Raw genomic sequence first — 26,682 nt, 5'->3', positions numbered from 1 at the left:
ATCATTTCTTCCCTTTTCCTGGCTTTAATTGTATGAAATCAGAAAGATCAGGTCCATAGTCAAAGTTTGCTTGTAAATAGTAAGCCGCATCAAAAGTAGTCAAATTTATAGTCTTTCCCTCCCCCAAATCCAAATAAAAATCATATAAAATTTTTCCTTTATCATGAAATGTAATATTCATTCTAAGCATATCTACGATTTCTATTCCGTATATATTTTCAAATTGTTGTCCCCTAGTTAACTTAGTATTTAAGGACGCATAATTATTAAGTTGTTCTTCAGCATTTTCATAGATACCATCATAGGATTGTTTTAGATTAAATACGTTGCTCCTTGGCTTAACCTCCCACATTTCATAATCGCTAGATACAATATCAGCCCAATAATGTTTGTTAAGACGCCACGGAATATCCTTTTCAAGATGGTACTCAAGTTGAACATCAAGCCCAGTTTGCTTATGAATCGCACTCCCTGCAATTACTTGTGTAATTTCGTGAAAAGCTTGATAAATCCCCTTTTCTCCATTTGTTGTTAAAACAGTTTGAATCATTTTCTTTGTATCATTTCGCTTGGTATAGGTGCTGAAAATTGCATTAAGAAGGTCTTTAGGCATGTTACCGCTCGGATCAGAATACCTCAACGGATTATTATGCACGTAAGTATACAAATTCAAACTCAACGGATTTGTAATCTGCCCCTCATACGTATCCTCATTTAAAAACCGTCCCATACTCGGGTCATAGTACCGTGCTCGCAGGTAATACAGTCCCGTTTCCTCATCATAGACTTCCCCCGTATACTTGAAGGAATTAGAGGTTTTCTCCACCTGACTAGTGATATTTCCCCACTCATCATAGGCGTAGTTATTCATGACTGTTCCGCTAGTATCGACAATCTGCACCACGTCACCATGGCCGTTGTACAAGTAGTAATAATCCTTAGTCGATTTTTTATCTTTCTTCACTAACACCCGGTCACCACGAACAAAATTAGCTTGCTCGACAAACTGACCGTTCACAATTTTCTCTTCCGATATGACTTGACCCTGGAAATTGTAGTTGACCTGGGTCTGGGTATTGTCCTTGGTCTTTATAGATCGCATTCCATCGGCATAGTATTGGAAGCTGGTACTGGCACCGCCTTTGGTAACACTCGTTAAAGTATTCTGCAGATCATACGTGTAGCTGGTATCCGCAGAATCCAGACTCACGGTGCTCGTATCCGATAATGTGAGCCGGTTGCCCCGCACATCATACGTATACGTCGTTTGGCCACCGTCTGGGCGGCTGATCGAGATCAGCCGGTTTAGCGCATCGTAGCCATAATTCGTTGTTTGAGCACCGCCTCCGTTACGCGATTCACTGACAGCGACCCGGTTTCCGTTGTTGTCATAGCTGTAGCTGTAGGCAGTGAGCACGAAGTTTCCTTTGGTGTTGGTCATCCGCTCCGTCCAGCCCAGTGACGGGTTGTAGGTATATTCTGTCTTCAGTGTGCTGCCATCCGTCAGGGTCGGATAGGTGATCGACTTCACTTGATCATTGCCGAAATAGGTGTACTGTGCATTAGCCGATGCTGCTCCAGTCACTGCCGCACTCCCGTTGGTCTGTACCTGAGTTACCCGTGACTGCTGATACGTATAGTTGGTGAAAAAGCTCATATACTGGTCGCTGATCTGCGTCATTCTCCCAAGCACATCCACCTGATTGCCAATCGATACGTAGTGGCTTCCGGAGCGCCCATAGATCGAACGAACTTGTCCCAAGCTATCCCTCGTTATCGTCTGGTAAGCCGTCTCCGCCTGATTGAGCAGTGTTTGGATCGTCTGCTTTCGCGGACTTCCATCCCCTGGGATCATGACCGTCTCCAGCTTTTGGTCTACATTGTTAATCTTCCCTTGTATCGTGTTCTTCTTCAGTTGACCCGCTTCATCATAGGCATACGCAAAGCTGCTGCCATTGCGGTCGGTTTTAGCCGCTAACTGCCCGGTACTGTTATACGTGTAGCTCTCACTCTGTGAGGCACCGTCCTGCTTGACGCTTGGCAGACCCAGTTCGTTATAGATCTTGGTGTTTAGGGTTTGCGGAGTACCGCCTTTGGCTTGGATCGTAACCTTGGTGACTTGGCCGTTCCCGTCATAGCTATAACTGGTCATCTGGTTCAGTGCATCCTTCAGGGCAGTCAACCGGCCTAAGGCGTCATACCGGTAACTAGTGGTCACCCCATCCTCATTTAGATTACGATTCGGATCGGTGTATCCCGTCACCTGCCCAGCAATGTTATAGCGATAGGATTCGCTGATGGACTGTTGCTTCGTCGGCCAGTCTTTAAAGGTGGACACAGACAACTTCTTACCCCAGGAGTCATAGCTCTCCTGAATATAGTTCAGAGTCTGGCCGGTGGTATGGTCCTGAATATAGCTGGTCGCCGTGCGTGATTTGAGATCATAGTCGCTGACCATTACATCCCCGCTCGGTGTCGTCGCCCGATTCTGCCGGCCCCAGGCATCGTAGCTGGCGGTCAGTGTATTTCCTGCGGAATCTATGGAGTACACTGGACGTCCCTGGTCGTCATAATGATATTGGGTAAACACCCAATTGCTCACGTTCTCGTCATAATGCTCTTCCAGTAAGGCAAGACCTAATCCGTTATACAACACATTCGCATAGGTTTTCATGCTCATGCCACGGGTGATGTTGTTGACCGTGGTAATAGAATCCACCTTTAAGACCTGTGTGCCTGCATTTGTCGCATCGAAATTAGGAGAGCTCTGGTTATAGTAGTTGTAGTCTACTAATTCCTGAATCTGTTCACCCTTGGCGTTAATCTTTATCGGATACGTTTCTTTTTTCAACCGCCCTGCAGCATCGTATTCATAGGCAACAGTCTGATTGTTGGCCTCGGTTTTCTGAATGACCTGGCCATTGTCTTTATTGTAGAGCATTTTGGTGGTGACAGCTTTTTCGTCAGCGGTCCCGATATTGAACCACTGCTGTTGCTCTGTAGGATACGCATAGTTGTTCTCACTACCATACCGCACCACCGATTTAGACACCAAACGAGCGTCCGCCCAAATGTCAGCTGTTGCATGTTCAATCTTCCCTTGTCCGTCGATATATCCGTAAGTATAAGATGTCTGCTCATTCTTAGCATTAATTACCGTTGCCGGGCGTCCCTCCGCAGTATACGTGTAGGACTCTACCAACGGATTTGCATCGCTTTCGTTCTGGTATTTGGATACAGAAGCCGGAAAACGATAGGTAGGTTCATACTGATAGCTAGTGGTGTAGTGCTGTTTCAGATTCGGATTATTCCATTGCTCGGCCGTTAGCGGCTCCGTTTGGCTCTGAACCTGGCCCCAATTGGTATAGGTTGTCTCGGTATACAGCTGTTTCGCAGTAGCGTCACTGTCCTGCGCGGCATATTCCGAAATCGTTGTCCGTGTGGGATACTGGGTAAACAACCCGTGGAACGCTGTATTTTCGATTATTTTCCTCTCTCCGTTACCGGCAACCGTCTCTGAACGAAGGACTCTGCCTTCTTTGTCAAATGTATGGGTCGTACTTAGCCCGTTACTTGGTGTACTACTCATCACTGCGGATGTGGTACTGTAACGGAAATCATCCGGCAAATGACCTGGATACTGCTCTGGGGTATTCCCCGTATAGTCTCCCGTGTAGGTATACCGGAGTTGCTGATAGGCCTTTCCTCCCATATAGTCACTTCTAGACGTCGCCCGGAATTCTCCAAACGAATCAGAATTACTCATATGCCGGCTCACATATTCATAATTATACTTCGTGCTGGAATGCGGGTAGTTGACTTCACTTAGTAGGGCCTCAAAGTTAAATCCGTTATACGGGATTAGCGTCAGTTGATTATCATAGTTGAAGTACGTGCTTTCTCCTATTGAATTTGTAATGCTAGAGAGAACCGGCTGATACACTTTAATCGCTGGCGCAAAATTTTTCGGGACATCCACAGCTACTCTGCCTTTGGTGAGAATGACCTTCTGAACTTCTTTCGTCCCGTTCATCACCCGGAGGGTAATCCGTTCACCGTTAAAGGGTTCTTCGTGAAGATTATACTCATAGCTGAAGAGAACCATGCGACCCAGCGTATCGGTAATCGAAGACAAGCGACCATTATCAGCATCCGAATACTTGAAAGTGATCGTGTTGCCGAACCTGTCTTTAATGCCAAGCAACTCGCCTCTAGAAGAGAAATACTCCCGTTTCATATCCGAATATTCCATGTAATACCTTGATTCGTCTTGCCCGTTATTGAACTGGCCGGAGTACCTGGATTCAAAGATAATCCGTCTATCTTTTCCTTTGTAGTTAATCAAATTGCTGTAATTGGAGAGTTCATCGCCCTGTTGCCCGATGGCATAGACACTGCCATTTCCGTCATGATAGAAGCTTTGATTCTCTCCCATTTGAACGTATGGGAACTGGAAGGACCACCCATTCCCTAACTCGGGAGTCGCGTATTCATAAACGGATTCCCACATCTGCCAGTAATTACTATAGTAACTTCTATAGACAAAAGGAGTCCCCTGATTAGAGTTGTACATCAGTCCCACATTCAAATCCAGTCCATCCACGCCTGGCAAATGCAGCAGACTTTCTTTCCTCGTCACACTTCCCGCCACAGGATCAATGGTTTCACTGGAGGTATTACGATCACTGAATTGTGGTTTTTGGACCTGATTGATTTGCGCCTCTATGGCTCCTCTATCAATCACACCCGAGACTGCTGCATCAAATGCGGTAATCGACATCACCGATAACGGATCTGCACTGAAATTCATCTCCGTCTTTGATGGCTCATAGACTGAGGAACGCACTGTGAATCTTCCAATCGCTTCCTGCTGCAGTAGATTTGGGTCGTATACATCTTCTCCAACTGTAGGAACATGGAGCGTCTGCATTTCCTGATCAAGTGTGGCTTGAATGTCTTCCCAGGATGCTTGTTTATCCTGCTTCCATCTCAACAGTTCGATAGCCGTCCACTTCGTCTGCCCCATCACCAGCAAGTTCAGCCAGTACACATCAATCTTGGAGGCTCCCGCTTGAACAAGTTGTTCAATATCTGCTTGTTTCAAGTCTAGATCCTCATTATCAGGTACACTCGACAAGATCCCCTTAGCCTTCATACCTGTCAGGGCCGGTTGCAACCGTTCTTTCTTCTGAAGAATCTTCTTCTTCAATTGAGTTACAGGCAGCAGGTTGATATCATAAGCATCTTGAGTTACAGAAACAACCTCGTCTGCAATCAAGGGCTGGGAGGGTGCATTCCTTTGGGCTCCTGGTGTTATTGTCGGCTCAGGACTTTGGGGCAGGAATAGATCGGAAGGTCCTGAGGGTACTGGAGAGGGAAAAGGACTGCTTTTAACCAATTCCGCTGTGCTTCTGGATGCAGTTGTCATAGCAGGGTTAGCTGACGCCTTCCCCATAAGGTTAGGAAATCCGCTAAATAGTATAGCCAAGGATAGGACATAAATGAATAATGATTTTGCTTTTTGGTTACTATTCACTCTACAACTCCCCTGTTCATATAAGATCAAAGCCAACATACATTCGATACATATATAAAAGCTGTCGCCTTTCTCTTTCACCTCAACGAGATGATCATTTAAGTCCAAGTACTCGGATCGTTAGGATTTTCATAGAATATTTTGATATTTCGAACCCAGACCATTTGCTCTCCCATACTGTTCTCAATGACCACTTTGAGCGTGTAATTTACTGTCTTTCCGTAGTACTTTTTCGTGACCGTTGGTTTTGGAACAGTGATCTGAAAGCCAGAGCTCTTATCACCATATTGAGGGTAGACATTGTACACATCCAACCTGGAAATACGATTTATTGTTCCTGAGTATTTTTTCTCGTTGTCCAAATAAACTGAAATACTCTTAACAGGAGCCATATCCAAATACCAGCCCAAAATTTTTATTTGATTATCAGGACTTGTGCTGGCTTCACCGCCATAAAAGACCAAATTCTCTCCTTCTGTCGGTGAATCCAAATACCCTGTTGGAGATAATTTTTTGTAATTAACCGTTTTTTCATAATAGGTCTCGGTTCCACGCTTGTCCTTAATAACAATTTTTATATTGTATGACTGTGTTATATTAGGAAGCACGGTATCGAAGTGATAGCCTGAATTATGATTAGAAAATTGAGGATATGAATTGTAAACATCTTCTCTAATATCTCCGTAAGTTGCTGTCCCCTTATATTCATTGTTAATGAACACTTTGATACTCTCCACTCCATTGTCACTAAGGTACCATCCATTCACATGCACATAAGGGGAACTTATTTCGGTAGTAACTGGAGAGTCTAAATTTCCAAGAATCTGTACAGGCACCTTTTTGAGCAAATTGCCGTTTCGGTCATATTGATAAGAAATAGTTGTACCATCTTTCGACATAAAAGTAACAATTCTTCCGTTGACATCATAAACATATGTACCAGATGGGCTAAAACTCACAGCCTCTGCAATAGAACTTGCAGTACACATACTCAACAGAACTGTTAATAAAGTAAAAATGTACACCTTCAACTTATTAGTCATTTAACAGGCCCCCTTTTTTAAGTGAATTTTAAGCTGAATTTAATATTATTTTAATAAAAGGCTTTATTTTCGCATCATACAACAAAAATCAACATTTGGAAATAAATATAATTAGACAGAATCTATTAAGAAAAAACTACTGATAGGTTGGCAAGATTGCAGCCTTTGAATACTAAAAAACAACAAAAAAGCCGCCCAACCGCAGCGGATGTTTTCCTCTGAAAACATCCGCTGCGAGGCGGCCTCATAAAAAGCGCTCACATATCATTAGTATCTGTATTATCCCTGTTTCTTGTCTCCCAGCTCCGCCCGCAGCTTCAGGAACACCTGATAGCTGCGCTCCGCGACCTCAGAAATGGCGATCGGGTGGAAGCCCGGCAGATCCGCATACAGCAGGTCGTTCAGCGGTGCAGTCCAGTTGACCGGCAGCTTGGCAGCCCCCAGCTTCGCTCCCATAATAGAACCAACGGTGGCCCCGTTGCAGTCGGTATCCATTCCGGCGGATACGGAGGTGACCACCGCTTTCTCGAAGTCATCGCCGCCATAGATCAGCGAGGCGGCCACAATGGCCGCGTTGTTGTTGGTATGCACCGGGTCGTAATGGCTGAACTCATTCCAGAGGGTGCTGACCAGTTCACGCTCACTGCCGGACTGCTGTGCAATTTCTACGCCCCGCAGCACATCCTTAGCCAGTCTGCTCGTCTGCGGAATCTCACTCAGGCCGATCTGCACAATCTCTTGGTTGCTGAGGCCTGCGAACGCCGCTGAAATCATTGCGGCGTTGAACATCTCGCCGTAGATTCCATTCTTCACATGCGAGAAGGAAGCATCCCGCCAGCCCAGCTCTGCCGCCAGCTCGGGATGTCCTGCCGCTCCATAAGCGAGGGCATCCGCGCGGATTGCGGCACCGATCCATTCCCGGTACGGATTCAGATGCATCCGTACCCGCTCCTGCCGCAGCGGCCAGTCAGCCGGCTTCTCCCCGTGCAGATGGGAGGTCTCCTGAGCAAAGTTCATATAGCTCTGCGTTTCCGCCGTGCAGACCTGACTATAGGTCAGATGCCCGTGCCACAGCTTGCCGATATCCCAGGAATCCCAATTCAGCCCTTTTTGCTCCAGCAGGATAAGGCCAAGCACGGTATAACGGATATCATCATCACTCTCCATATAGCTGATCTTCTCGCGCGTGCTGGTGAACGACCAGTCGCTTAAGCCCAGGCCGTATTCCTCCCGGGCCGTAGAGAATTCCGGGGTATAGCCCGTAATCGGCCAGGCATCCGCACCACGGAACCACAGCTCGATATTCTCCCATCCGGTCCGGCCGTCCTTCCCGTACAGATAGTCCCAATATTCCAGCGGCTTGCCCAACGCGCAGCCTACACTCCGCCCAAGCCAGGCACCGTAGAATCTGTCTCTCCACTGGTCCGGCGTCCAGTCCACTGCAAGCTTACGCGGACCCTCCGGACGAAGCTGTCTGATCGCTTCCAGATCCGACGGCTCCTGGTAAGGAAAGCCCCCGTCCACGGGAAGTGCCATCAGCTCCCGGTATACCTCCATCAGCTTGTCCTCATCGCTCCCGGCTGCATCCAGCTTCTCCGCCAGGCTGCCCGGCTGGCAGCCCTCCTCGATCCGCTGCTGCAGCTCGAACCTTACCGTCTCCTGCAGACGTTCCCAGCCCGCCATCTGCTAAGCTTCTCCTGCCGGCGACTCCAGCTGCCGGTCTAAGCGGTCCAACGAATCGAATAGCAGCTTGATGAAGGCTTCGCGGTCCACGCCAAGCAGCACCTCCGTATTCGCAGGCTGCTCCGGCTTCTTGCGGCGGTCGGCCACGGTCATGCCCCGGGTAAGTTTGCCTTCGGTCTCTACCGTTACATACAGGTGCTCAGATTCGAACAGCTCCGGATGCAGCAGCCAGGCAATGGCGCAAGGGTCATGCAGTGCATTGCCGACAAAGCCCATTTTCTTCCCGTAGATCGAATAGAAATCCAGCAGCTCACCGACCATGACGGACACGGGGCCGCGCGTCTTGAGCTCCTGAATCTCCTCTTCGAAGATCGCTGCCTTATCCGTTACATCCAGTCCGCTCATAACAATCGGAATGCCGGATTCAAAAACGATCCGCGCCGCCTCCGGGTCCACATAAATATTGAACTCCGCTGTCCGGGTCACATTGCCGTAAGCCAGCCCGCCGCCCATTAGAGAAATCTTCTCGATCCGCTCCTTCACTTCCGGGTAAGCGGTAATCAGCAGGGCGATATTCGTCAGCGGAGCGGTAGGCACCAGGGTAATCTTCTCTTCCGAGGCACGGATAATTTCCAGCATGAATTCCACTGCGCCCTGCTCTACGGGCTTGAACTTGCTCGCCGGCAGCGCCGGGCCGTCCATCCCGGACTCCCCGTGGGCTTCTTCCCCGGTAACAAGCTTGCCCAGCAGCGGCGCCGCCGCGCCTTTGGCTACTGGAATATCTGCATTTACAAAGCTGAGAATCTTGAGTGCGTTGTCGGTGATTTTGTCCAGAATCTGGTTGCCGCCAACGGTTGTAATCCCCCGGATATCCAGCTCTCCCGGATGTGCCAATGCAAGCAGAATGGCAATCGCGTCGTCATGCCCCGGATCGCAGTCAATAATGATAGGTGTTGGCATCGTTGTCGCTCCCTTAGATTAGTTGTGAGTGGATACTTTATTTCGTAACAGTAGCCTTAAGCTTCTTATTCTTCTTCCGTGTCTCGGAGATGGCGTAGATAATCAGACCAATGACCGTTGCCACATAAGGTAGCGTAGCGATCAGCTCGGCTGGAATCTTCAGTACCTGCAGAGCATTGGAGAGCGCGTCAGCTGCGCCGAAGAGCAGTGAGGTTAGCGCTGTGCCCACGGTGGTGCTGCGGCCCATGGATTCAGCGGCAATGGCAATCCAGCCCCGGCCGGCGATCATATCACGGGTGAACAGCGACAGGTAGCCCATCGACATATAGGCTCCGCCCAGACTGGCGAAGAAGCCGCTGAGCAGCAGCGCGCTGTACTGAATGCGGACCACACTGACACCTACGGACTGGGCAGCATGCGGATTCTCGCCCACAGAGCGGATTCGCAGTCCCAGCGGTGTACGGTTGAGCAGATAGTAGACTACGAGCACTGACAATATAGAGAAATACGTCAGAATGTGGTGCCCCGACAGAATCGGGCCCAGCACCGGAATATCCTGCAGGAGCGGAATATCTATACTCGGCAGCACTTTACTCGCTAAGGAGGTGGAAGATCCTTTGTCGCCGCTCAGGAGATACAGAATAAAGACCGTACCGCCGGAAGCGAACATATTAATCGCCACCCCGCCGAGAATAATATGGGTCTTGAACTTCAAGGTGAAAAAAGCCAGAATCCCCGCAATCAACGTTCCCGACAGCACCGCCCCAAGCAGCCCCACCCAGGCACTCTGCGTGTAGGCACTCACGATAACCCCGGCCAGCGCCGAGACCAGCATGATCCCTTCCATTCCGATGTTGATAATTCCGGCACGGTTCGAGATCAGCGCCCCCAGTGCAGCGAACAGTATAGGCGTAGTTACACGCAGGACAGAGAAGGCAAAATCCGTAGTCAGTATGACATTCAGCAGACTGTTCATGCTTCCTTCGCCTCCTTCAGCAGCATGCGGTTCTTCCAGAACTTGAGGAACTGCTCAGCGGATATCAGCAGAATAATGACAGCCTGGATAATCGAGATCATCTCGGACGGCACATCGGAAAGGCGTGACATCATATCGGCGCCAATGCGGATATAGGCCAGGAAGAGCGCCGAGACAATGACGGAGAACGGATTATTCTTAGCCAACATGGCCACCAGAGCACCATCCATACCGTAGCCCGGCAAGGAGGTCCACTGAAACCGGCTGTACATCCCGAGCACCTCCACCGAGCCTCCCATACCGGCAATGAACCCGGCGATCAGATGGACCAGAATGATCACCTTGGCCGTCTTCATCCCCGAGTAACGGGCGAATTCCCGGTTAACCCCGGTCATCCGCAGCTCGTAGCCCCATTTGGTCTTGTAGAGGAACAGATGGGCCAGTACGATTAGCACCAGCACAATAATAAGTCCGGTGTGAATCCGCGTTCCTGCAAACAGCTTGCTGAGCTGGGCCGTTTTCTCAAATTTAAAAGAAACATTGGCAAACGCCTTGGCATCCCGCAGATGATAGTTCAGCAGATACAGCCCCACCCCGAACAGGATGTTATTGAACATCAGCGAAGTGACCAGCTCATTGGCATTCCACCTGGCTTTGAGAATACCGGGGATGGCGGAGAGCAACGCCCCCACGATGGAGCCTGCAAGAATCGCCACTACCGGATGGAACCAGCTGTTCAGGCTGAGATGAATCGCCAGTGCAGTAGTCACCACTCCTGAGAAGTAGAAGATCCCCTCCGCTCCCAGGTTGAACATATTGGCCCGGAACAGCAGAGAGACCGCAAGACCGGTGAACATCAACGGGATCGCCATTTCAATGACGTTGCCGATATGGCCCTTCGTGGACAACGGCTCCCAGAGGAAAATTCCGATCGTCTTCACCGGGTGGTCACTGACCAGCGAGATGATCAGGAACGCGATAATAAGTGCAATGACGATGACCGCCGCTGTGCGGATCGCCTCGAAATATTTGACTTTAAACATGATTTGCGGCCCTCCCGGTCTGCTCTTTGTCCTGCCGGTTGATTCCCAGCATATAGAGCCCCAGCTCTTCCTCACCGACTGCTGACGGATGTTCGAAATAGGCCACAATCTGGCCCTCGTACATCACGAGAAGACTGTCGCTCAGCTCCAGAATTTCATTCAGATCCGCTGATACCAGCAGCGTGGCACAGTTCGCCGAGCGCAGCTCCAGCAGCTTCTGGTGAATGAACTGGGCAGCCCCGATATCCACGCCCCGGGTCGGCTGCTCGGCGATCAGCAGCTGCGGATTCGTGGAACACTCTCTCGCTACGACCACCTTCTGCATGTTACCGCCGGACAGCATGCCGATCGGCTGCTGCGGACCGGAGCACCGCACCTTGAATTCCTCTACCAGCGCAGAGGCCAGCGCAGCAATTCTGGACCCGTGCAGAAATGGCCCCTTATTCATATCCTTCTGGCGGTAGCGCGTGGAGATCAGGTTGTCGGCAATGCTGGCTTCTCCAGCAGAGCCCTGGCGCATCCGGTCCTCAGGGATATAGGATACCCCCAGGTTGCGGATGTCCAGAATATCCAGTTCACGGATATCCTTCCCCTTCACCTGTACCGACCCGCTGCCGCCAACCCCGCGCAGGCCGCCGGTCAGCGCCTCGATCAGCTGCGTCTGTCCGTTCCCTTCAACGCCGGCGATGCCGACAATCTGGCCTTCACGGACCGAGAAGCTGATCTCGGAGAGCAGCGCTTTGCCTTGGCTGTCTGAGACGCTCAGCCCTTCCACCGCAAGCACCGGCTTGCCGTAGGGAAGATCGCTTTTGTCATACTTCAGCACCACATCCCGTCCCACCATCAGCCGCGAAATCTCCTGCTCCGTTACTTCCTTGGTCTCGAAGACGCCTTCACTCCGGCCGCCGCGCATGATGGTAATCCGGTCACAGATGGCCTTGACCTCCTTCAGCTTGTGCGAGATGAACACAATCGTGTGTCCCTGCTCCTTAAGCTGCTGCAGTTCATGGAACAGCTCCTCCGTCTCCTGCGGAGTCAGCACCGCTGTCGGCTCATCAAGGATGAGTATCTTGGCCCCGCGCACCAGCGCCTTCAGAATTTCCACCTTCTGCTTCATGCCGACGCTCAGGTCCTCCACCTTCGCCTTGGCATTCACCGAGAGATTATATTTACGCGCAGTTGCTTCCGTCAGACGTACGGCCTCTGCATAATTGAAGCCCACGCCCTTCTTCGGCTCCATTCCCAGCACCATATTCTCCGCCACTGTAAAAGAAGGCACCAGCATGAAATGCTGATGCACCATGCCAATGCCGCGGTCAATCGCGTCCTGCGGAGACTGAAGCTTCACTTGTTCTCCCCGAATGTAGAGCCCGCCTTCGCTCGGGCTCTCCATTCCGAACATAATTTTCATCAGAGTCGATTTACCGGCTCCGTTCTCACCCGCAATCGCATGGATCTCGCCTTCGCGCAGAGAGAACTCAACGTCCTTGTTGGCAACCACACCGTTCGGATACACTTTGGTGATTCCCCGCATTTCCAGCAGAGCATTTGCCATGGGTCATCAACGCCTTTCAACCAAAGTTAGATTCATGTCCTTAAGGTTTAACGGCATTACGGATCGCTTCCACTTCAGAAGTCTCCATACCCATTGCGTTATCCACCTTAATTTCCTTATTGATCAGCTTCTGCTTCACTTCTTCAATCTTGGTCTGCAGTTCCGCCGGGAATGCTGCCTTGTAGATCTCGTTCTCGGCAATGCCCACGCCGTCTTCAACAAAGCCAAGCACATCGCGTTTACCCATTTCAAGCGTACCGTCCTGCAGCTTCTTCACTGCACCAAGGATGGCAGAATCAATCTTTTTAATCGCAGAAGTAACGATCAGGTTGGCTTTCACACTGTCTGTATCCTTCAGCAGCATCGCCTGGTCAGAATCGACGCCGATGGCATATTTGTTCTTTTCCTTCGCTGCATCGAAGATGCCAAGGCCCGTACCGCCCGCTACGTTGAAGATAATATCCACACCCGAGTTATACTGGATCAGCGACAATTCCTTGCCCTTGGCAGGGTTTACGAAATCTCCGGCATAAGAGACAGCTACCTTCACTTCCGGATCAACATACTGTGCTCCCTGAATGTAACCGACCAGGAAGGCATTGATGCCGGGAATGTCCATTCCGCCCAGGAATCCGATCACATTGTCCTTGTTGGCATTAGGCATATCGGACTGGGTAGCAAGCGCCGCAGCCGCTCCGGCCAGGAAGGAGACCTCATTGGTCGAGTAAGACATATTGTACATATTGGCAGGCGCTTCCTCGATGTCAGTATCATAGTTGATGAATTTTTTATCAGGATTCGCTTCAGCCGTTGCATTGAACATTTCGGTAATTTCCGAGCCGCCGGAGATGACAACATCCCAATCCTCAGCAGCGATATCATTAAAAGTCGGCTCCCATTTCGTCTTGTCAGCGCCCATTTCCACAACCTTCGTTTCCGCGCCAAGCTCGCTTTTCACCTTCTGCAGACCATTGTTCGCCGCATCAAAAAACGATTTGTCCCCCAGCGTACCCGGAATCAGCAGCACCACCTTAAGCTTGTCCCCCGCAGCCGCGCCTCCGCCTTCCGCATCCGTTCCCGGAGTTGCTGCCGCACCATTTCCATTACCGGACTTGTTGTTTCCGCACGCAGCGACCAGTACCATAACTGCCAGCAACATTAAAGTGAGCATTTTCTTTTTCATTTTCTAAGTTCACACCCCTATTTGTAATAGATCCACCCTGCTGAATAGCATAAAATCCCAATTACACGTTTTGTTGGTCCCTTCGAATCGGGCAGCATGAATAAGCGACTGTTGAAATTCTGAAAATAAGCAATTTACTCTGAAAACCAAACATTTCATGTTACATTTCGCTAAAAAACCGTAAAATATCCGAACAAGATGGCCAGTCCAGTTGAGAATCTTCGGTTTTATTGATAAGATCATATCAAATGAAAACATAAATATTTATATATTTTCGGTCATGTTTTTGTACGATTCGGCTAAATGACGATCAAGGGAGGCTCATCATGGATCGTGTCCTATATATTGTAAATGCAGAACATGAAGCGGGTACCTATATCCCTCCGCACCAGCATGAGTGCTTCGAGCTTGTCTATTACATCCATGGTCAGGGCACCTGCAGCATCGGCCAGCGCAGCTATCACTTCCGGCCCTCTACCTTCGCCCTCATACCGGCAGGCTTCAAGCATGATGAGAATCATCAGCCCAGCCCGGAGGTGCTGTTCGTTGGCTTTCACTGTGGCAATCCGGTGATTAATTCGCTGTCCGGTGTGTTTGATGACGATAAAGAGCACACCGTACTACAGACCCTGCAACGGATGAGCGCCGAGTTCAAGCGCAAGCGCGACGGGTTCAGCGAGCTGCTGAATCTGCAAATGAGTGAAATTACCGTCTATCTCCAGCGGCTGCTCAGCGCCTCCGATTTCCATTCCCCGGCAGAGGATCAGATGCAGTATGTGCTCAATTATATGAACGAGCATTACCGCCACAAGCTCTCGGTGGCTTCGCTGGCAGAGATGTCCGGATACAGCTATGACCGCTTCCGGCATTTGTTCAAGGAGCGGTTCATGCACTCCCCTCACCGTTATCTTTTACTAAAACGCCTGGATTATGCCAAGTCGCTCCTCCTGCACAGCCAAATGCATATTTCCGAGGTCTCGGCTGCAGCCGGATTCGTCAACGATGCCCAGTTCTGCAATATGTTCAAACGGGAGATCGGCCTCTCCCCGCGCACCTTCCGCATTCAGAGCAGAGTTTTATAGGAATAGTCCTCCCTGGCACAAGTAGCTTTTGTACACGAATCTTGCATTTGTTCACTGTGCAGCGGTCCAGCCAGTTCACTGTTGTAAGCTTGTTCCACTGTCCTGTTCATAGGCTGGAGCTTATAATCGTACTATGAACATTTAAGACAAAGAACGGTACCCGCAAGAATACACAGTGAGTCAGGGGGGCTACTTGGATGAGACTGAACAAGATCGGCAATCAACGGGCACTGTACAGCAGACTGCTTGTGAGCATAACGCTTTGCGTATCCTTAACCTTTCTGGTCTCCACCATCATTTATTACAACTACTATATCGGCGTAGAAAAGAAACAGACCTTCCAGTCCGATCTCGGCAACCTAACGCAGACCAGCCGGGAGGTCATGAACATGACCGATGCTGCGCAATCGCTTTCTTTTCAAATCTACCGCAACAGCACCATCTCCAAAATCGTGTTCTACGATAAGCCGGACATCTACGATGTCACCGCCGCCATGTCCGAGCTGGGCAACTATCTGAGCTCCATGCCTTATATTGAATCCATCTATGTATATAATCCCAAGGGCGGGCAGCTGTATGTTGCCTCCTCCCATGGCCAGAACGGCGTATATACCGAAAAGGAGCTGGTCGACACCTCCATTCTGGATATCCTGAGCCACTATCAGAACTATAAGGCGTTCACCCCAATTCCCAGGGTCTATTCTAACGGCGCACTGGAGAATGATCAGGTCCGTGCCTACACCTTCCTGTGTCTGGATGCCATCGGCTGGGACCGGGCCATCAATTCGGCAGTGATTGTGAATATTTCGGCTCCGTGGATTAACAAAGAGATCGCCGGCCCGGCGGACTCCACCAGCGCGACCTACATTCTGGACGACCAAGGCGCGTTCCGCTCCAGCAACAGCCTGCAGCCCCAGGAGCTTACCCGGGAAGAAACGGGTTTCATTGAGCAGCGGATCAAAGGCCGGGAGGCCGGATATTTCATCGCGCCCTTTAAGGGGGTCAACTCGCTAATCTCCTATACCTCACCGGATGATTTAAGCTGGCAGTATGTGCGGATTACGCCGTATGAGATCATTACGAAGCAGACCAACAACATCCGTAACACCACCCTGCTGATTGCAGGTCTTGTGCTCGTGGCCGGCATCGGCCTCTCCTGGATCATGTCCAGAAGCCTCTACCTGCCGATGAACCGGATTGTCAGCGAGATGCATATCCTGGAAACCGAGAAGCGTGACAGCATGTTCATGATCCGGCAAAATACACTGCGGGACCTGATCCTCGGCCTGAAGCCGCTGCAATCCATGCAGCAAGTGGAGAAGCTGCGCCAGCTGGGCATTCATTTCACCTTCAATGATGATTACCGGCTGATCCTGCTGCGGATTGACCGTTACCGGGAGTTCCGGGAAGCCCGCTCTTCTTATCTGCTGGCCTCCAAGTTCGCCATTATGAACATCGCCTCCGAAATTTGCGGCCAGACCTACCGCGTGGAGACTGTGGATATGAACGATGACGGAATTCTGGTGCTGCTGAACATTATCGATCCCGTGGAGTATACGGATACCGGCCTGATCGAGGCCCTGCTCCGGCAGATTCAGCAGGCCTGCTCCGACTATCTGAAGATCAGCCTTACCCTGACCTACAGCCATATTGACCGTAATGCCAGCCAGCTGCATCAGCTCTATCAACAGGTTCGCGAGGCGTCGAATCACCGCCTGTTCTATGGACATGGCTGCATCCTTAATGCCCGGGACATCTGTGCGCTGGATTCAAGCACTTATCATTATCCGGCGGACAAGGAGAAAAAACTGGCGGATGCGCTGCTGAGCGGCAAGCTGACGGACGCCGCCGAACAGTTCAGCGCGATGATCCGCGAGACCGGGGCCTTCCCTTACCAGACCGCGCAGTTAACCGTGTCCAGGCTCAGCGTCACCGTCAGAGAGATCATGAACACTATCCAGAAGCGTAATCGCTTACAAATCGATGGAATGGCTGAGCTGCCTAGCCTGGACGCTATCGAAACGATAGACGAGCTGGAGGAGGCCTTCGCCGCCCTCTTCCATACCCTGCAGGAGCAGCTGGCCGGCAAAAAGAACACCAAGCAGCACGATCTCATCTGCCAGATTAACGCGAAGATCAACGAGGATTACATGAAGCCTCATCTGAGCCTGAACCAGATCGCCGATGAGCTGGATATGTCACCCATCTATATCAGCCGCCTCTACAAGCAGCAAACCATGAACAGCATCGTGGATGTCATTCTGGAGGTGCGGATGCGTGAGGTGTGTGCCCTGCTGGAGAACACCGACCTGCCCGTCACTGCGATAGCCGAGCGCTGCGGCTTCACCAGCAGCTCCTACCTGCACCGGATGTTCAAGCGCAGCTTCGGTACAACGCCTACCGATTACCGGCGGTTGAAGAGTGTGCGGATGAACTAGGATGGGGTTAAACAAACTAGCCTGATCGAAATGTTGCAGAAACTGCAACCTGGAGACCTGAATCCTTAGCTTCTGTGTTAAATTGTTGCACCAAATGCAGCAACTCGCTCAAGTATCCGCTAAATCTGAGCGGAATGCTGCATTCCCTGCAACATTTGCTGCTCAGGTCCCATTTATAAAGTATAATGATGCAATTTGTGCAAGATTTCGTCATGGAGCCGCTTTTGTTTTTGCTTTGGTGGAACACCAAGCCCCTGCCGTTAGCTTTTCTGGTTTAGTGAAGCACCATGCACCTCAGGTGTCACTAACCCGCACATTGTCGAGATACACATATCATCTGAACAAACTCGGCCAGTCGAGATGTTGCAGTTAATGCAACTTGGAGCCCCTATCCTTAGCTATTTAGTTGAATTGTTGCACCAAATGCAGCAACTCGCCCAAGTATCCGTCGAATTCAAGTGAATTGCTGACTTTTCTGCAACAATTCCCACCTGGAGCCAGTTTTAGAGTGTCGAATGTTGCAATTCATGCAGGATTTTAGAAATCGAGCCGTTCCATGCTTTGGTGGAACACCAAGCCCCCGCCGTTAGCTTTCCCGCTTTGGTGGAACACCAAGCCAGTGTTTTGGCACCTTGCATTTGCTCTGTTACGCTTTAGATGTAGAACAACATCAGCCCGTCTCCAAATCCATGGAGACGGGCTTCTGCTCTTCCCTCCTGCCGCAGAGGCCGTAGGGCTGACGCGGCCCTGCAGCTGTGGTCCGGTTGCGCCCAGCGCTTAAACAGCGGAGAAAACGGAATGAATGTGGAGAAGCGGAGCGTTCGCCTTTGTGTCCGGATTTTCACCGCTAAGGTAAAATCAAAAAAATCCGGACACAACAGCGATCGGAACATCATTCCGTTTTCGGAGCGTCCACCCAAGCGCCCAAACGCCCAAGCATCCACCCAAGCGCCCAAACGCCCAAGCATCCACCCAAGCTCCCACTGCAGCAAAAACAAGCCCCTAAAGCCATATGGCTCCCGGGGCTCACCTCTCTACTCCAGCAACTCTACTTTAGATTCTTCTCCGCAACATAAGCCTCCCACTGCTTCGTCCACTCCGCCTGAATTTTCTCCAGGCCCGCCTGCTTGGCCTTCTGCATGAAGGTCTCCAGGCCCTTATCCACATCATCTACCAGACCGGCCTCCAGCGGGAACAGATACTGCTTCTCTACCTGCTCAAGCGCAGCCTTCTCTGCCTGATAAGAGCTGTAGTCCTCGGCGAAGCCCAGGAACAGATCCGGCTTCTGGATTTTATCCAGCTCATCAAAGATCGCCTTGACCCCGTCAAAGCCCTTGTCGAACAGCATGAACTCCGGATTTCTCCACGCCCAGCCGTTCATGCCTTCCCGGGTGAAGCCGTTGGAGGTGCTGGTGCCAACAAGCTTGTAGTAGCCATCTTCGACCGTGTAGTTCTTGCCTTCAATGCCGTATTGCGTCAGCTGATTATACCGTTTGTCCAGCACCATCTTCTGATAGAAGGCCAGTGCCCGTTCCGGGTTCTTGCTGCTCTTCGGAATCGCGAATCCGTTGTGAATCGGATGGACCGGAGTCGCATAGCCCGTAGTCAAACCAAACGGAGAATAAGCCATTTCCCAATCCGGGTGAGTCGTGCTGATCTTCATCTTCATATCATTGAACCGGTTAGGGTTATCTCCGAACATACTGGCGGCTTTGCCGGAGGTCATCGGGTCCTGCATCGTATCCTTGATGTTCAGCACGTTCTTCGGAATGAAGCCCTTGTCCGCCCAGCGCTTCATCGTCTTCAGCTCTTCCTTCTGCTCGTCCGAGCCCCAGTAGGAGTAGACGGTTCCCGGGGAGTCATACTTCACACCCATTCCATAAGGCAGCGCGCCAATCATCTTGTTTAGCTCCGTGTAGATGTAGTGCAGGTTATTGCCCACATCGCTGTTCAGGGACATCGGCATCATATCCGGCTCATTTTTGGCAATGCCGTCCATGTAGGCCTCATAGCTGGCCAAGTCCTTGGGCACCGGTAGATTGTATTTCTTGCGCAGATCCTCGCGGTAGACGAACCCGTTGGTGACATACTCCTTGAAGGTCGCCGGAACCGTGTAGATTTTACCGTCAACCTTAACATCCTCCCACATTTGCTCAGGGACGAACTTCTGCAGCTCAGGAGCCGCCTTCGGCAGTAGATCATCCAGTGCCAGGAAGGCACCGCGCTTCGCATAGGATTGATATTGAGTCCAGTCCGCCGTAAAAATCAGATCAATCGCCTGCCCGGAGGACAGCAGCAGCTTATACTTCTGATCCCAGTCCGTCCAGCTGGTGAAGTTGAACTTCACCGTGGCGTTCAGGTCTGCCTCAGCCATTTTGTTGACTTCAGCCTGGATGGCCGGAAGATCCTTAGGAGCATCGCCGAGCATATAGAATTGCAGCTCCACCTTCTTCGAGGTGTCGATCCCGGTATCCGCTGCCTTCGCCGCTCCCTCTGATGCAGCCGGTGTGCCTGCGTTGCCGTCCTTCCCGGCACTGCTGCCCGTGTTGCCATTGCTGTTCCCCCCGCCGCAGCCGGCCAGGAGCGATAGAGCGAGCACCCCCGCTGTAAGCGTAACCACAGATCGTTTGCCTGCTTTCTTTCTCATGAATGAACCCTCCTAGAATTTTTTGTAAGCCCAGATTCCTGATGCCCCTCGTGCTGTTCTCTCCCCGGAAGCATACCGCCCTTGTGTGTGACTCTATGTTAGCCGATATAGCAGCTGTACGGTAAAGGTACAATCTGCCACACGGTTCTAACCTTTGACCGCTCCGATTGTCAGTCCCTTCACGAAATAACGCTGGATGAACGGATACAGGAACAGAATCGGCCCCGTGACCACAATGGCCATCGCCATCTTGGTGGATTCTGTAGGCAGATCACTGCCTAAGCTGACCCCGGTACCCGCGCCCATATTGGCGATGAAGGAGGCCGAATTGATGACATTATACAAATGGAACTGCAGCTGATACTTATGCGGATCATTGATGAACAGCGACGAGGAGAACCAGTCGTTCCAGTAAGCCAGCGCAAGGAAGAGTCCTACCGTAGCAATCCCGGGCATCGAGAGCTGCAGCACAATGCGCCAGTATATTTTGAAATCCCCCGCCCCGTCAATCTTGGCCGATTCGAACAGCTCCTCCGGCACCGCCGAGCGGATGAAATTCTTCATCAGAATAATCAGGAACGGCGTCATCAAGCCGGGAAAAATCAACGCCCCATAAGAATCGGTCAGATGCAGATACTTGGTAATCATAATGTACCAGGGCACCAGCCCCCCGCCGAACAGGGTCGTGAAGTAAATATAGAACGAGAAGGTATTGCGGTATTTGAAATCCTTGCGGGCCAGCACATAACCGGCCATCGTCATGAAGAACAATCCCAGCGTCGTACCAATCACCGTAGTGAACAGCGTCACCCCATACGCCCGCAGCACCTCATCAGGAAAAGTAAATACTGTCTTATAGCCCTCCAGCGAGAACTGTGCCGGGATGAAATGATAACCGTCCTTAATGATGGACTCATTAGCCGTCAAGGATGCCGAAATAATCAGCAGGAACGGAATCAAACAGGCTAAGGAGCCCAGTATAATTACCGTATAAGCTACTCCCTGCAATAGCCTGGTGTACGAGTCGTCTTTGATTTGCATGCTCTTTCTCTCCTTCCGCAGCAGGTTCCGCACAACCTAGAACAAGGCGTAATCGTCATTTATTTTACGGATGATATAGTTGACCGTCATAATCAGGAAGAAGCCGAACAGCGATTGATACAGGCCGGCCGCCGTTGCCATCCCGACATCGAAGGTCACCTTGAGCGAGCGGAACACGTACGTATCCAGAATATCCGTTGTATTGTACAGCACCCCGTTATTGCCAATCAGCTGGTAAAAGAGGTCAAACTGCCCCTTCATAATACTCCCCAGCGAGAACAGCAGCAGCATGACAAAGGTCGATTTCAGCATCGGCACCGTGATATACCAGATCCGCTGAAAAATGTGGGCACCGTCAATTTTGGCCGCTTCATAATATTCCTCGCTGATGCCCGTGATGGAGGCCAGGTAGATGACCATGCTGTAGCCGAGATTTTTCCAGAGATAAAAGAGAATAATCAGGAGAATCCAGATGACCGGATTATTATAGACATCCACAGGATTCGCCCCGAATTGCGTCAGCAGCGTATTCAAGAAACCGTTATCATAATTGAACACATTGTAGACGATAACGCTTAAGATAACGAACGATACGAAATACGGCAGAAACATAACCGATTGGGTCAGCTTCTTGAACCACTTCACCCGCAGCTCGCTAAGCAGGATCGCACAGATAATCGCCAGCACATTCCCGAGTAAAATAAACGCCAGATTGTAGCCGATCGTATTGAGCGTCAGCTTCACCAGCGTGCCGGACTTCCAGAGAAATTCAAAATTCTTCAGCCCCACGAACGGAGCGTCGAACAGCCCGGAATTGAAATCAAACTGCGTGAATGCATAATAGACCCCGACCATCGGAAAATACGAATTAATTAGAAAGAACAACAGCGTAGGCAGCAGCATCAGGAACAGAATCCGGTTATGGACCAGCTCATGCACGAAGCCCTTCTTCTTTTTCTTCCGGGTGCCGGAGTCAAGCTGCGGGGACAGCCCGCTTGTTCCCTTCAGGGGAAACTGGGCGACAAGCGGCATACCGGTCTTGCGTTTGCGGTGTCTCAAAGCCTTCACTCTCCTATGCCTATAAATAAGTTGCCGCGTCACTTGGTCCGAAGCCTCCGTCCTTGATGGCCCCTATAGCTTCGTTAAGTCCAAGTGTATGACTTGTATGACCTGAGTATAGAAGAAGCCTCCTGCGGCTGAACAGTGAAGCTTCGGGATATTCCTGTACTTTACGGCTAACCGCACTGTGCACTTATCATACATTTGTGCAGAAATCGCAAGTCCAACGCAAATAAGCCCCCGGAGTACTCCTTAAGGAGAAGAATCCGGGGGAATTCGGGAGGTCGCGCAGGACCTTTCCATAGCCTTACGATTTAAACTTGCCTGTAATAAATTATAGATGATATACTCTGGAAAATGTACTAATTCTCCAACCTAAACTTTCAATATCCAAACTTTTCTTCAGGAGGCCAGCCCATGAACCCGCTTCTGTTCCGCATCCCTCCCCTGCCGCATTATATAGCCAGCGGCCTTAATCACTGCCAGCCCGGCTATAAGCACCGGAGCCGCCAGCAGATCAAGGTATTTGATTTGCTCATTGTCCAGCAGGGCTGCCTGTATCTTGGTGAGGAGGAGCAGCGGTTCACCGTGAAGGCAGGCGATGCCTTGATTCTGCGCCCGGACTGCCACCACTTTGGAACCGAAGGCTGCAGGGAGGAGACGGCCTATCATTGGCTTCACTTCCAGACCTTCCATGACCTGCCTTCCTTATCCGCAGCAGGGTCCGCTTCCGGCAACCCTAACGAGACTACAGGAGAGCTTGCTGCTTCTCTATTCGATATCAGCTCCTTCAATCTGGTGTTATCCCAGTTTGTTAACTTACTTCTGCCGGACAGAGCTTACGGGGTATTGGAGCAGCTCACACAATTGCAGGCCACCGCCCACCTTGAAGCGGTCCGCTTCCGGCAGCAGCTCCTCTTCCAGGATCTCCTGCAGCAGCTGGCCGCTTCTGTGAACCCGGAGCACCGCAGCTCCCAAACCACCCTATGTGCCGAGCAGGCCGCCTCCTATCTCCGCACCCACTACCGTGAAGAGATTACAACCGCCATGCTGGGAGACAGTCTCAACTTCCATCCGGTCTATATTGCCCGCTGCATGAACAAGGTATATGGCTGTTCGCCCATGGAGTATCTGCTCCGCTACCGCATCGGGCAGAGCAAGCTGCTGCTGATGCAGACCAGCTTCCCGATTGCCCGGATTGCCGAAGAGGTGGGCTTCAACCAATCCTCCTACTTCAGTTCCACCTTCATGAAGCTGGAGAGGTTATCGCCGCGGGAGTACCGGCAACGCTTCTCATGAAACAGGCCATCAGCGAAGCATACGCTGATGGCCTGTTTCTATATGATCCTTACACCTCCGGCAATGCCGCCGTCAGTGTGAACTCGAATTCCAGCTGCTGATTAGCTGCGATCCGGTATTCCGGATGCACCGGTGCTCCCCAGCTGTCATCCCCGCCCACACCCATCTGCTGTCCCGCGAGGGTGACAACCGTGTAGTGCACCTTAGGCAGCTCATAAGCATGTGCTGCCTGCTCCAGTTCGAACGCTGTATACGGTGACAGCGTACATTCCAGCGGCTGGCCTGCAGCCGCCTGAACCTGCAGCCCATACCCCCGGCTGTCCGTGATGCTCACCTCACGGACGCCCGTCCGGTTGCCGGATTCCTGCGGCACCAGATACGGTGACGGCAGCTCCGTCACCTTACGCCGGAAGCGGGTGAGCCGCGCTCCGAACGCGCGGTCACTGTAGTTCTCTTCCGGTCCGCGGGCATACCACTCGGAGGCCTCGTAGTCTGCCGACATCCGGAAGGATACCGCCACAACCGGAACATCCGGCAGGCCGTCTGCCCCGGTGTAGACCATGCGTACACGGACGCTGCCATCGGCATGGACCGTGTACTGAATACTTGCCTTCAGCTCACTGCTGATGCTGAAGGCATAATCGAAGCTGACCGTAGCCCGGTCTGCTTCCGCTTGCAGTCTGACCGCCGTGCACTGGCGGGTCAGACTGGCTGCAAACCAGCCGCCGGCATGGTACCCCAGCGCGGTCCCCTTATCATTGTCGGTCGTTGCCCGCCAGAACAATGGAACCGGCGGAGTCGCAATCATCTCGCGCTGCCCGTAGCAGAGCGACACCAGCGAGCCCGCCTGCTTGGAGAACAGCGCGGAGAAGCCGCGTCCAGTGACCCCAATGTTCACATCCCCTTCAATGACGCAGAGCTCCGCTGCCGCAGGGAGCAGCTCCGTTTCTCCGCCTGTTTTTGCCCCGGCCGTTTCTACGCGAGCTGCTTCAACCCGGAACACATGCTCTCCATAGGCCGTCTCGAACCCCCGCTCCGCCCATAGCTCGGCTTCCTTCAGCGTAAGACTTACAGCCAGAGTGTACTCTCCCGGCTCTGCTGACACCTCCGGCAGCTCCAGGGGAATCCGCGCCTCCTCCTGCGCGGCCACATGAATCTCCTGTTCCCCCTTGAAGATCTCCCGTCCCTCTCGCAATAACCGGAACTCCAGCAGCAAACGCTCCGTCCCTTCGAACAGATTGCCGTTGATCACCGTCACGGCGTCCTGTTCAGGAACAAGCCGGAGGTTCTGGTAGAGGAACTTCACCTCCTGCATCTTCGGCGTGATCGTCCGGTCAGCGAACACAATCCCGTTGCCGCAGAAGCTGTAGTCCGTCGGCCGGTCATCGAAATCTCCGCCATACGCCAGATACTCTTCACCGTAACGGTTCTTGGCTACCAGCGCCTGATCGATGTAATCCCAGATGAAGCCGCCCTGATACAGTGGATAACGGCTCTCCAGCTCGATATATTTATGGAGTCCCCCTACCGAATTCCCCATAGCATGCATGTACTCACAGCTTATATACGGCTTATCCGGTTTATTCTCCAGGTATTCCACTATATCCGCCGGCTTCGCATACATCCGGCTCTCCATATCACTGGTGTCATTATATTTGCGGTTATGGAAGACTCCTTCATAATGAACCAGCCTGCCCGAATCACTCTTGCGGAAATACTCCGATACCTTCAGAATCACCTCACCCGCATACGATTCATTGCCGCAGGACCAGATCAGAATCGACGGATGGTTTTTATCGCGCTCCAGCATCGATACCGCCCGATCCATGACAATCCCCTCCCACTCCGGCTTATCTCCGGGAATGTTCCAGGACGGCTCAACAGCGCCCATCTTCTGCCATGAGCCATGGGATTCCAGATTCATCTCGTCAATCACATACACCCCGTATTCATCACACAGCTCATACCAGAGCGTCTGGTTCGGATAATGCGAGGTCCGTACAGCGTTGATATTATTCTGCTTCAGGATGATGATATCCTTAATCATATCTTCCTTGGAGATGTTCCGGCCCGTGCGGGGGGTGAACTCGTGGCGGTTGACGCCTTTGAACATGATCCGTTTGCCGTTCAGCAGCATCAGCTTGTCCTTCAGCTCAAAGGTGCGGAAGCCCGCCCGCTGCACAATCGCCTCCACCAGTTCCCCCTGGCTGTTATATACAGAGATACAGACGTTATAGAGGTACGGATTCTCGGCGCTCCACAGGAACACCTTGCCCGCATCCATACTCAGAGCCGCCTTACCCGCCACAGCTCGTCCTTCTGTATCCGCAACTACAGCGCCTGCTGCATCCTTCAGCTCCACCCGAACCATAGCCTCAGCCTCAGTTGCCATGCGAAGTTCCGCCGTTAACTTGCCTTTCTCATAGGAAGCATCCAGCTCCGCCTGAATCCGCAAATCCTGTACATGCAGCTCAGGAACCGTATACAAATACACCTCACGAAAAATCCCTGAGAACCGCCAGAAATCCTGATCCTCCAGCCAGCTCCCCGTACAGCGCTGATAGACTTCAACCGCGAGCTTATTGGCTCCTTCCTGCAGATAGGGTGTCAATTCGAATTCCGCAGGGGTGAAGCTGTCTTCACTGTAGCCGACGAAGTGCCCGTTCAACCAGACATAACAAGCCGCCTCTACCCCCTGAAAAGAAATAAAGACCGGACCCTTCTTCCACTCTGCCGGAACCTCGAACATCTTCACATAGCTGCCCACCGTATTACTGCTCACCGGAATCTCCGGCGGCCTTACAGCATCCAGACCGTCCCATGGGTACATCGTATTCGCATATTGCGGCCTGCCGTACCCCTGAAGCTGGATATGACCCGGCACTTGGATGTGCCCCCACCCTCTCGTATCATATTCAGTCTTATAGAAATCCTTAACACGGGCTGCCGCATTCACCGCATAACTGAATTTCCAGTCTCCGTTCAGAGAGTGGCGCAGCGCCATGGGGGCTTGTCTCTCCGCTTCCTCCATCGTTCTATAATAGCGGTGATCCGAATGCGCTTCCAAGCGGTTCACCTTAAATACAGTTACATCGCTTAGCCAATCCAGAATTGGTCCATTGACTGACATTATAGTA

15 protein-coding genes are annotated in these 26,682 nt (G+C 51.5%); 3 read left to right on the top strand and 12 right to left on the bottom strand.

The annotated features are described in order from the left end of the window. Position 1: 1 nt before the first annotated feature. The 8 genes from NSU18_RS24750 to NSU18_RS24715 all read right to left on the bottom strand — a co-directional run bounded on the left by NSU18_RS24750 (position 2) and on the right by NSU18_RS24715 (position 13,955). Entirely contained in the window at positions 2–5,536 is a 5,535-nt protein-coding gene (locus tag NSU18_RS24750; RefSeq protein WP_341150293.1) for an RHS repeat domain-containing protein, read from the bottom strand. A 98-nt stretch (positions 5,537–5,634) separates the two neighbouring features. Continuing rightward, positions 5,635–6,579, bottom strand: coding sequence for an RHS repeat domain-containing protein (locus NSU18_RS24745; RefSeq protein WP_341150292.1), 945 nt, complete (start codon positions 6,577–6,579; stop codon positions 5,635–5,637). A 279-nt stretch (positions 6,580–6,858) separates the two neighbouring features. Beyond that, positions 6,859–8,262, bottom strand: coding sequence for an ADP-ribosylglycohydrolase family protein (locus NSU18_RS24740; protein WP_341016713.1), 1,404 nt, complete (start codon positions 8,260–8,262; stop codon positions 6,859–6,861). A 3-nt stretch (positions 8,263–8,265) separates the two neighbouring features. Beyond that, positions 8,266–9,222, bottom strand: coding sequence for a nucleoside hydrolase (locus NSU18_RS24735; RefSeq protein ID WP_341150291.1), 957 nt, complete (start codon positions 9,220–9,222; stop codon positions 8,266–8,268). 37 nt (positions 9,223–9,259) lie between these two features. After that, entirely contained in the window at positions 9,260–10,198 is a 939-nt protein-coding gene (locus NSU18_RS24730; RefSeq protein WP_340994435.1) for an ABC transporter permease, read from the bottom strand. Next, positions 10,195–11,241 carry an ABC transporter permease gene (locus NSU18_RS24725; RefSeq protein WP_341150290.1) on the bottom strand — a complete coding sequence of 349 codons (1,047 nt, stop codon included), beginning with the start codon at positions 11,239–11,241 and terminating at the stop codon, positions 10,195–10,197. The genes NSU18_RS24730 and NSU18_RS24725 overlap by 4 nt, the downstream gene beginning before the upstream one ends. Further along, positions 11,234–12,796: an ABC transporter ATP-binding protein gene (locus NSU18_RS24720; RefSeq protein ID WP_340751703.1), complete on the bottom strand. Its 1,563-nt coding sequence runs from the start codon at positions 12,794–12,796 to the stop codon at positions 11,234–11,236. The genes NSU18_RS24725 and NSU18_RS24720 overlap by 8 nt, the downstream gene beginning before the upstream one ends. A 40-nt stretch (positions 12,797–12,836) precedes the next feature. Further along, positions 12,837–13,955, bottom strand: a complete 1,119-nt coding sequence (locus NSU18_RS24715; protein ID WP_341150289.1) for a BMP family ABC transporter substrate-binding protein — start codon at positions 13,953–13,955, stop codon at positions 12,837–12,839. 350 nt (positions 13,956–14,305) lie between these two features. Between NSU18_RS24715 and NSU18_RS24710 the strand changes: the two genes are divergently transcribed. Then, positions 14,306–15,061, top strand: a complete 756-nt coding sequence (locus NSU18_RS24710) for an AraC family transcriptional regulator (RefSeq protein ID WP_341016707.1) — start codon at positions 14,306–14,308, stop codon at positions 15,059–15,061. A 197-nt stretch (positions 15,062–15,258) separates the two neighbouring features. Beyond that, positions 15,259–17,499: an AraC family transcriptional regulator gene (locus NSU18_RS24705; protein ID WP_341150288.1), complete on the top strand. Its 2,241-nt coding sequence runs from the start codon at positions 15,259–15,261 to the stop codon at positions 17,497–17,499. 1,048 nt (positions 17,500–18,547) lie between these two features. Here the strand turns inward: NSU18_RS24705 and NSU18_RS24700 are convergent. The 3 genes from NSU18_RS24700 to NSU18_RS24690 all read right to left on the bottom strand — a co-directional run bounded on the left by NSU18_RS24700 (position 18,548) and on the right by NSU18_RS24690 (position 22,090). Continuing rightward, positions 18,548–20,146, bottom strand: a complete 1,599-nt coding sequence (locus NSU18_RS24700) for an extracellular solute-binding protein (protein ID WP_341150287.1) — start codon at positions 20,144–20,146, stop codon at positions 18,548–18,550. A 147-nt stretch (positions 20,147–20,293) separates the two neighbouring features. Further along, positions 20,294–21,187 (bottom strand): carbohydrate ABC transporter permease, encoded by an 894-nt coding sequence (locus tag NSU18_RS24695; protein WP_341016702.1) that lies wholly within the window; start codon positions 21,185–21,187, stop codon positions 20,294–20,296. A 36-nt stretch (positions 21,188–21,223) separates the two neighbouring features. Further along, positions 21,224–22,090, bottom strand: a complete 867-nt coding sequence (locus tag NSU18_RS24690) for an ABC transporter permease (protein ID WP_445321872.1) — start codon at positions 22,088–22,090, stop codon at positions 21,224–21,226. A 573-nt stretch (positions 22,091–22,663) separates the two neighbouring features. On the opposite strand from NSU18_RS24690, the gene NSU18_RS24685 reads away from it, so the two are divergent. Beyond that, a complete protein-coding gene (locus NSU18_RS24685; RefSeq protein ID WP_341150286.1) occupies positions 22,664–23,545 on the top strand; it encodes a helix-turn-helix transcriptional regulator in 882 nt (293 codons plus the stop codon). Positions 23,546–23,594: 49 nt separating this feature from the next. Here NSU18_RS24685 and NSU18_RS24680 read toward each other — a convergent pair whose 3' ends face one another. Then, a complete protein-coding gene (locus tag NSU18_RS24680; protein ID WP_341150285.1) occupies positions 23,595–26,675 on the bottom strand; it encodes a glycoside hydrolase family 2 TIM barrel-domain containing protein in 3,081 nt (1,026 codons plus the stop codon). Positions 26,676–26,682 lie beyond the last annotated feature (7 nt).

The organism is Paenibacillus sp. FSL H8-0048 (assembly GCF_038002825.1).
Taxonomy (GTDB): domain Bacteria; phylum Bacillota; class Bacilli; order Paenibacillales; family Paenibacillaceae; genus Paenibacillus_AQ.
Note: the sequence above shows the minus strand (reverse complement) of the source record. Positions and strands in the feature narration are given on the sequence as shown.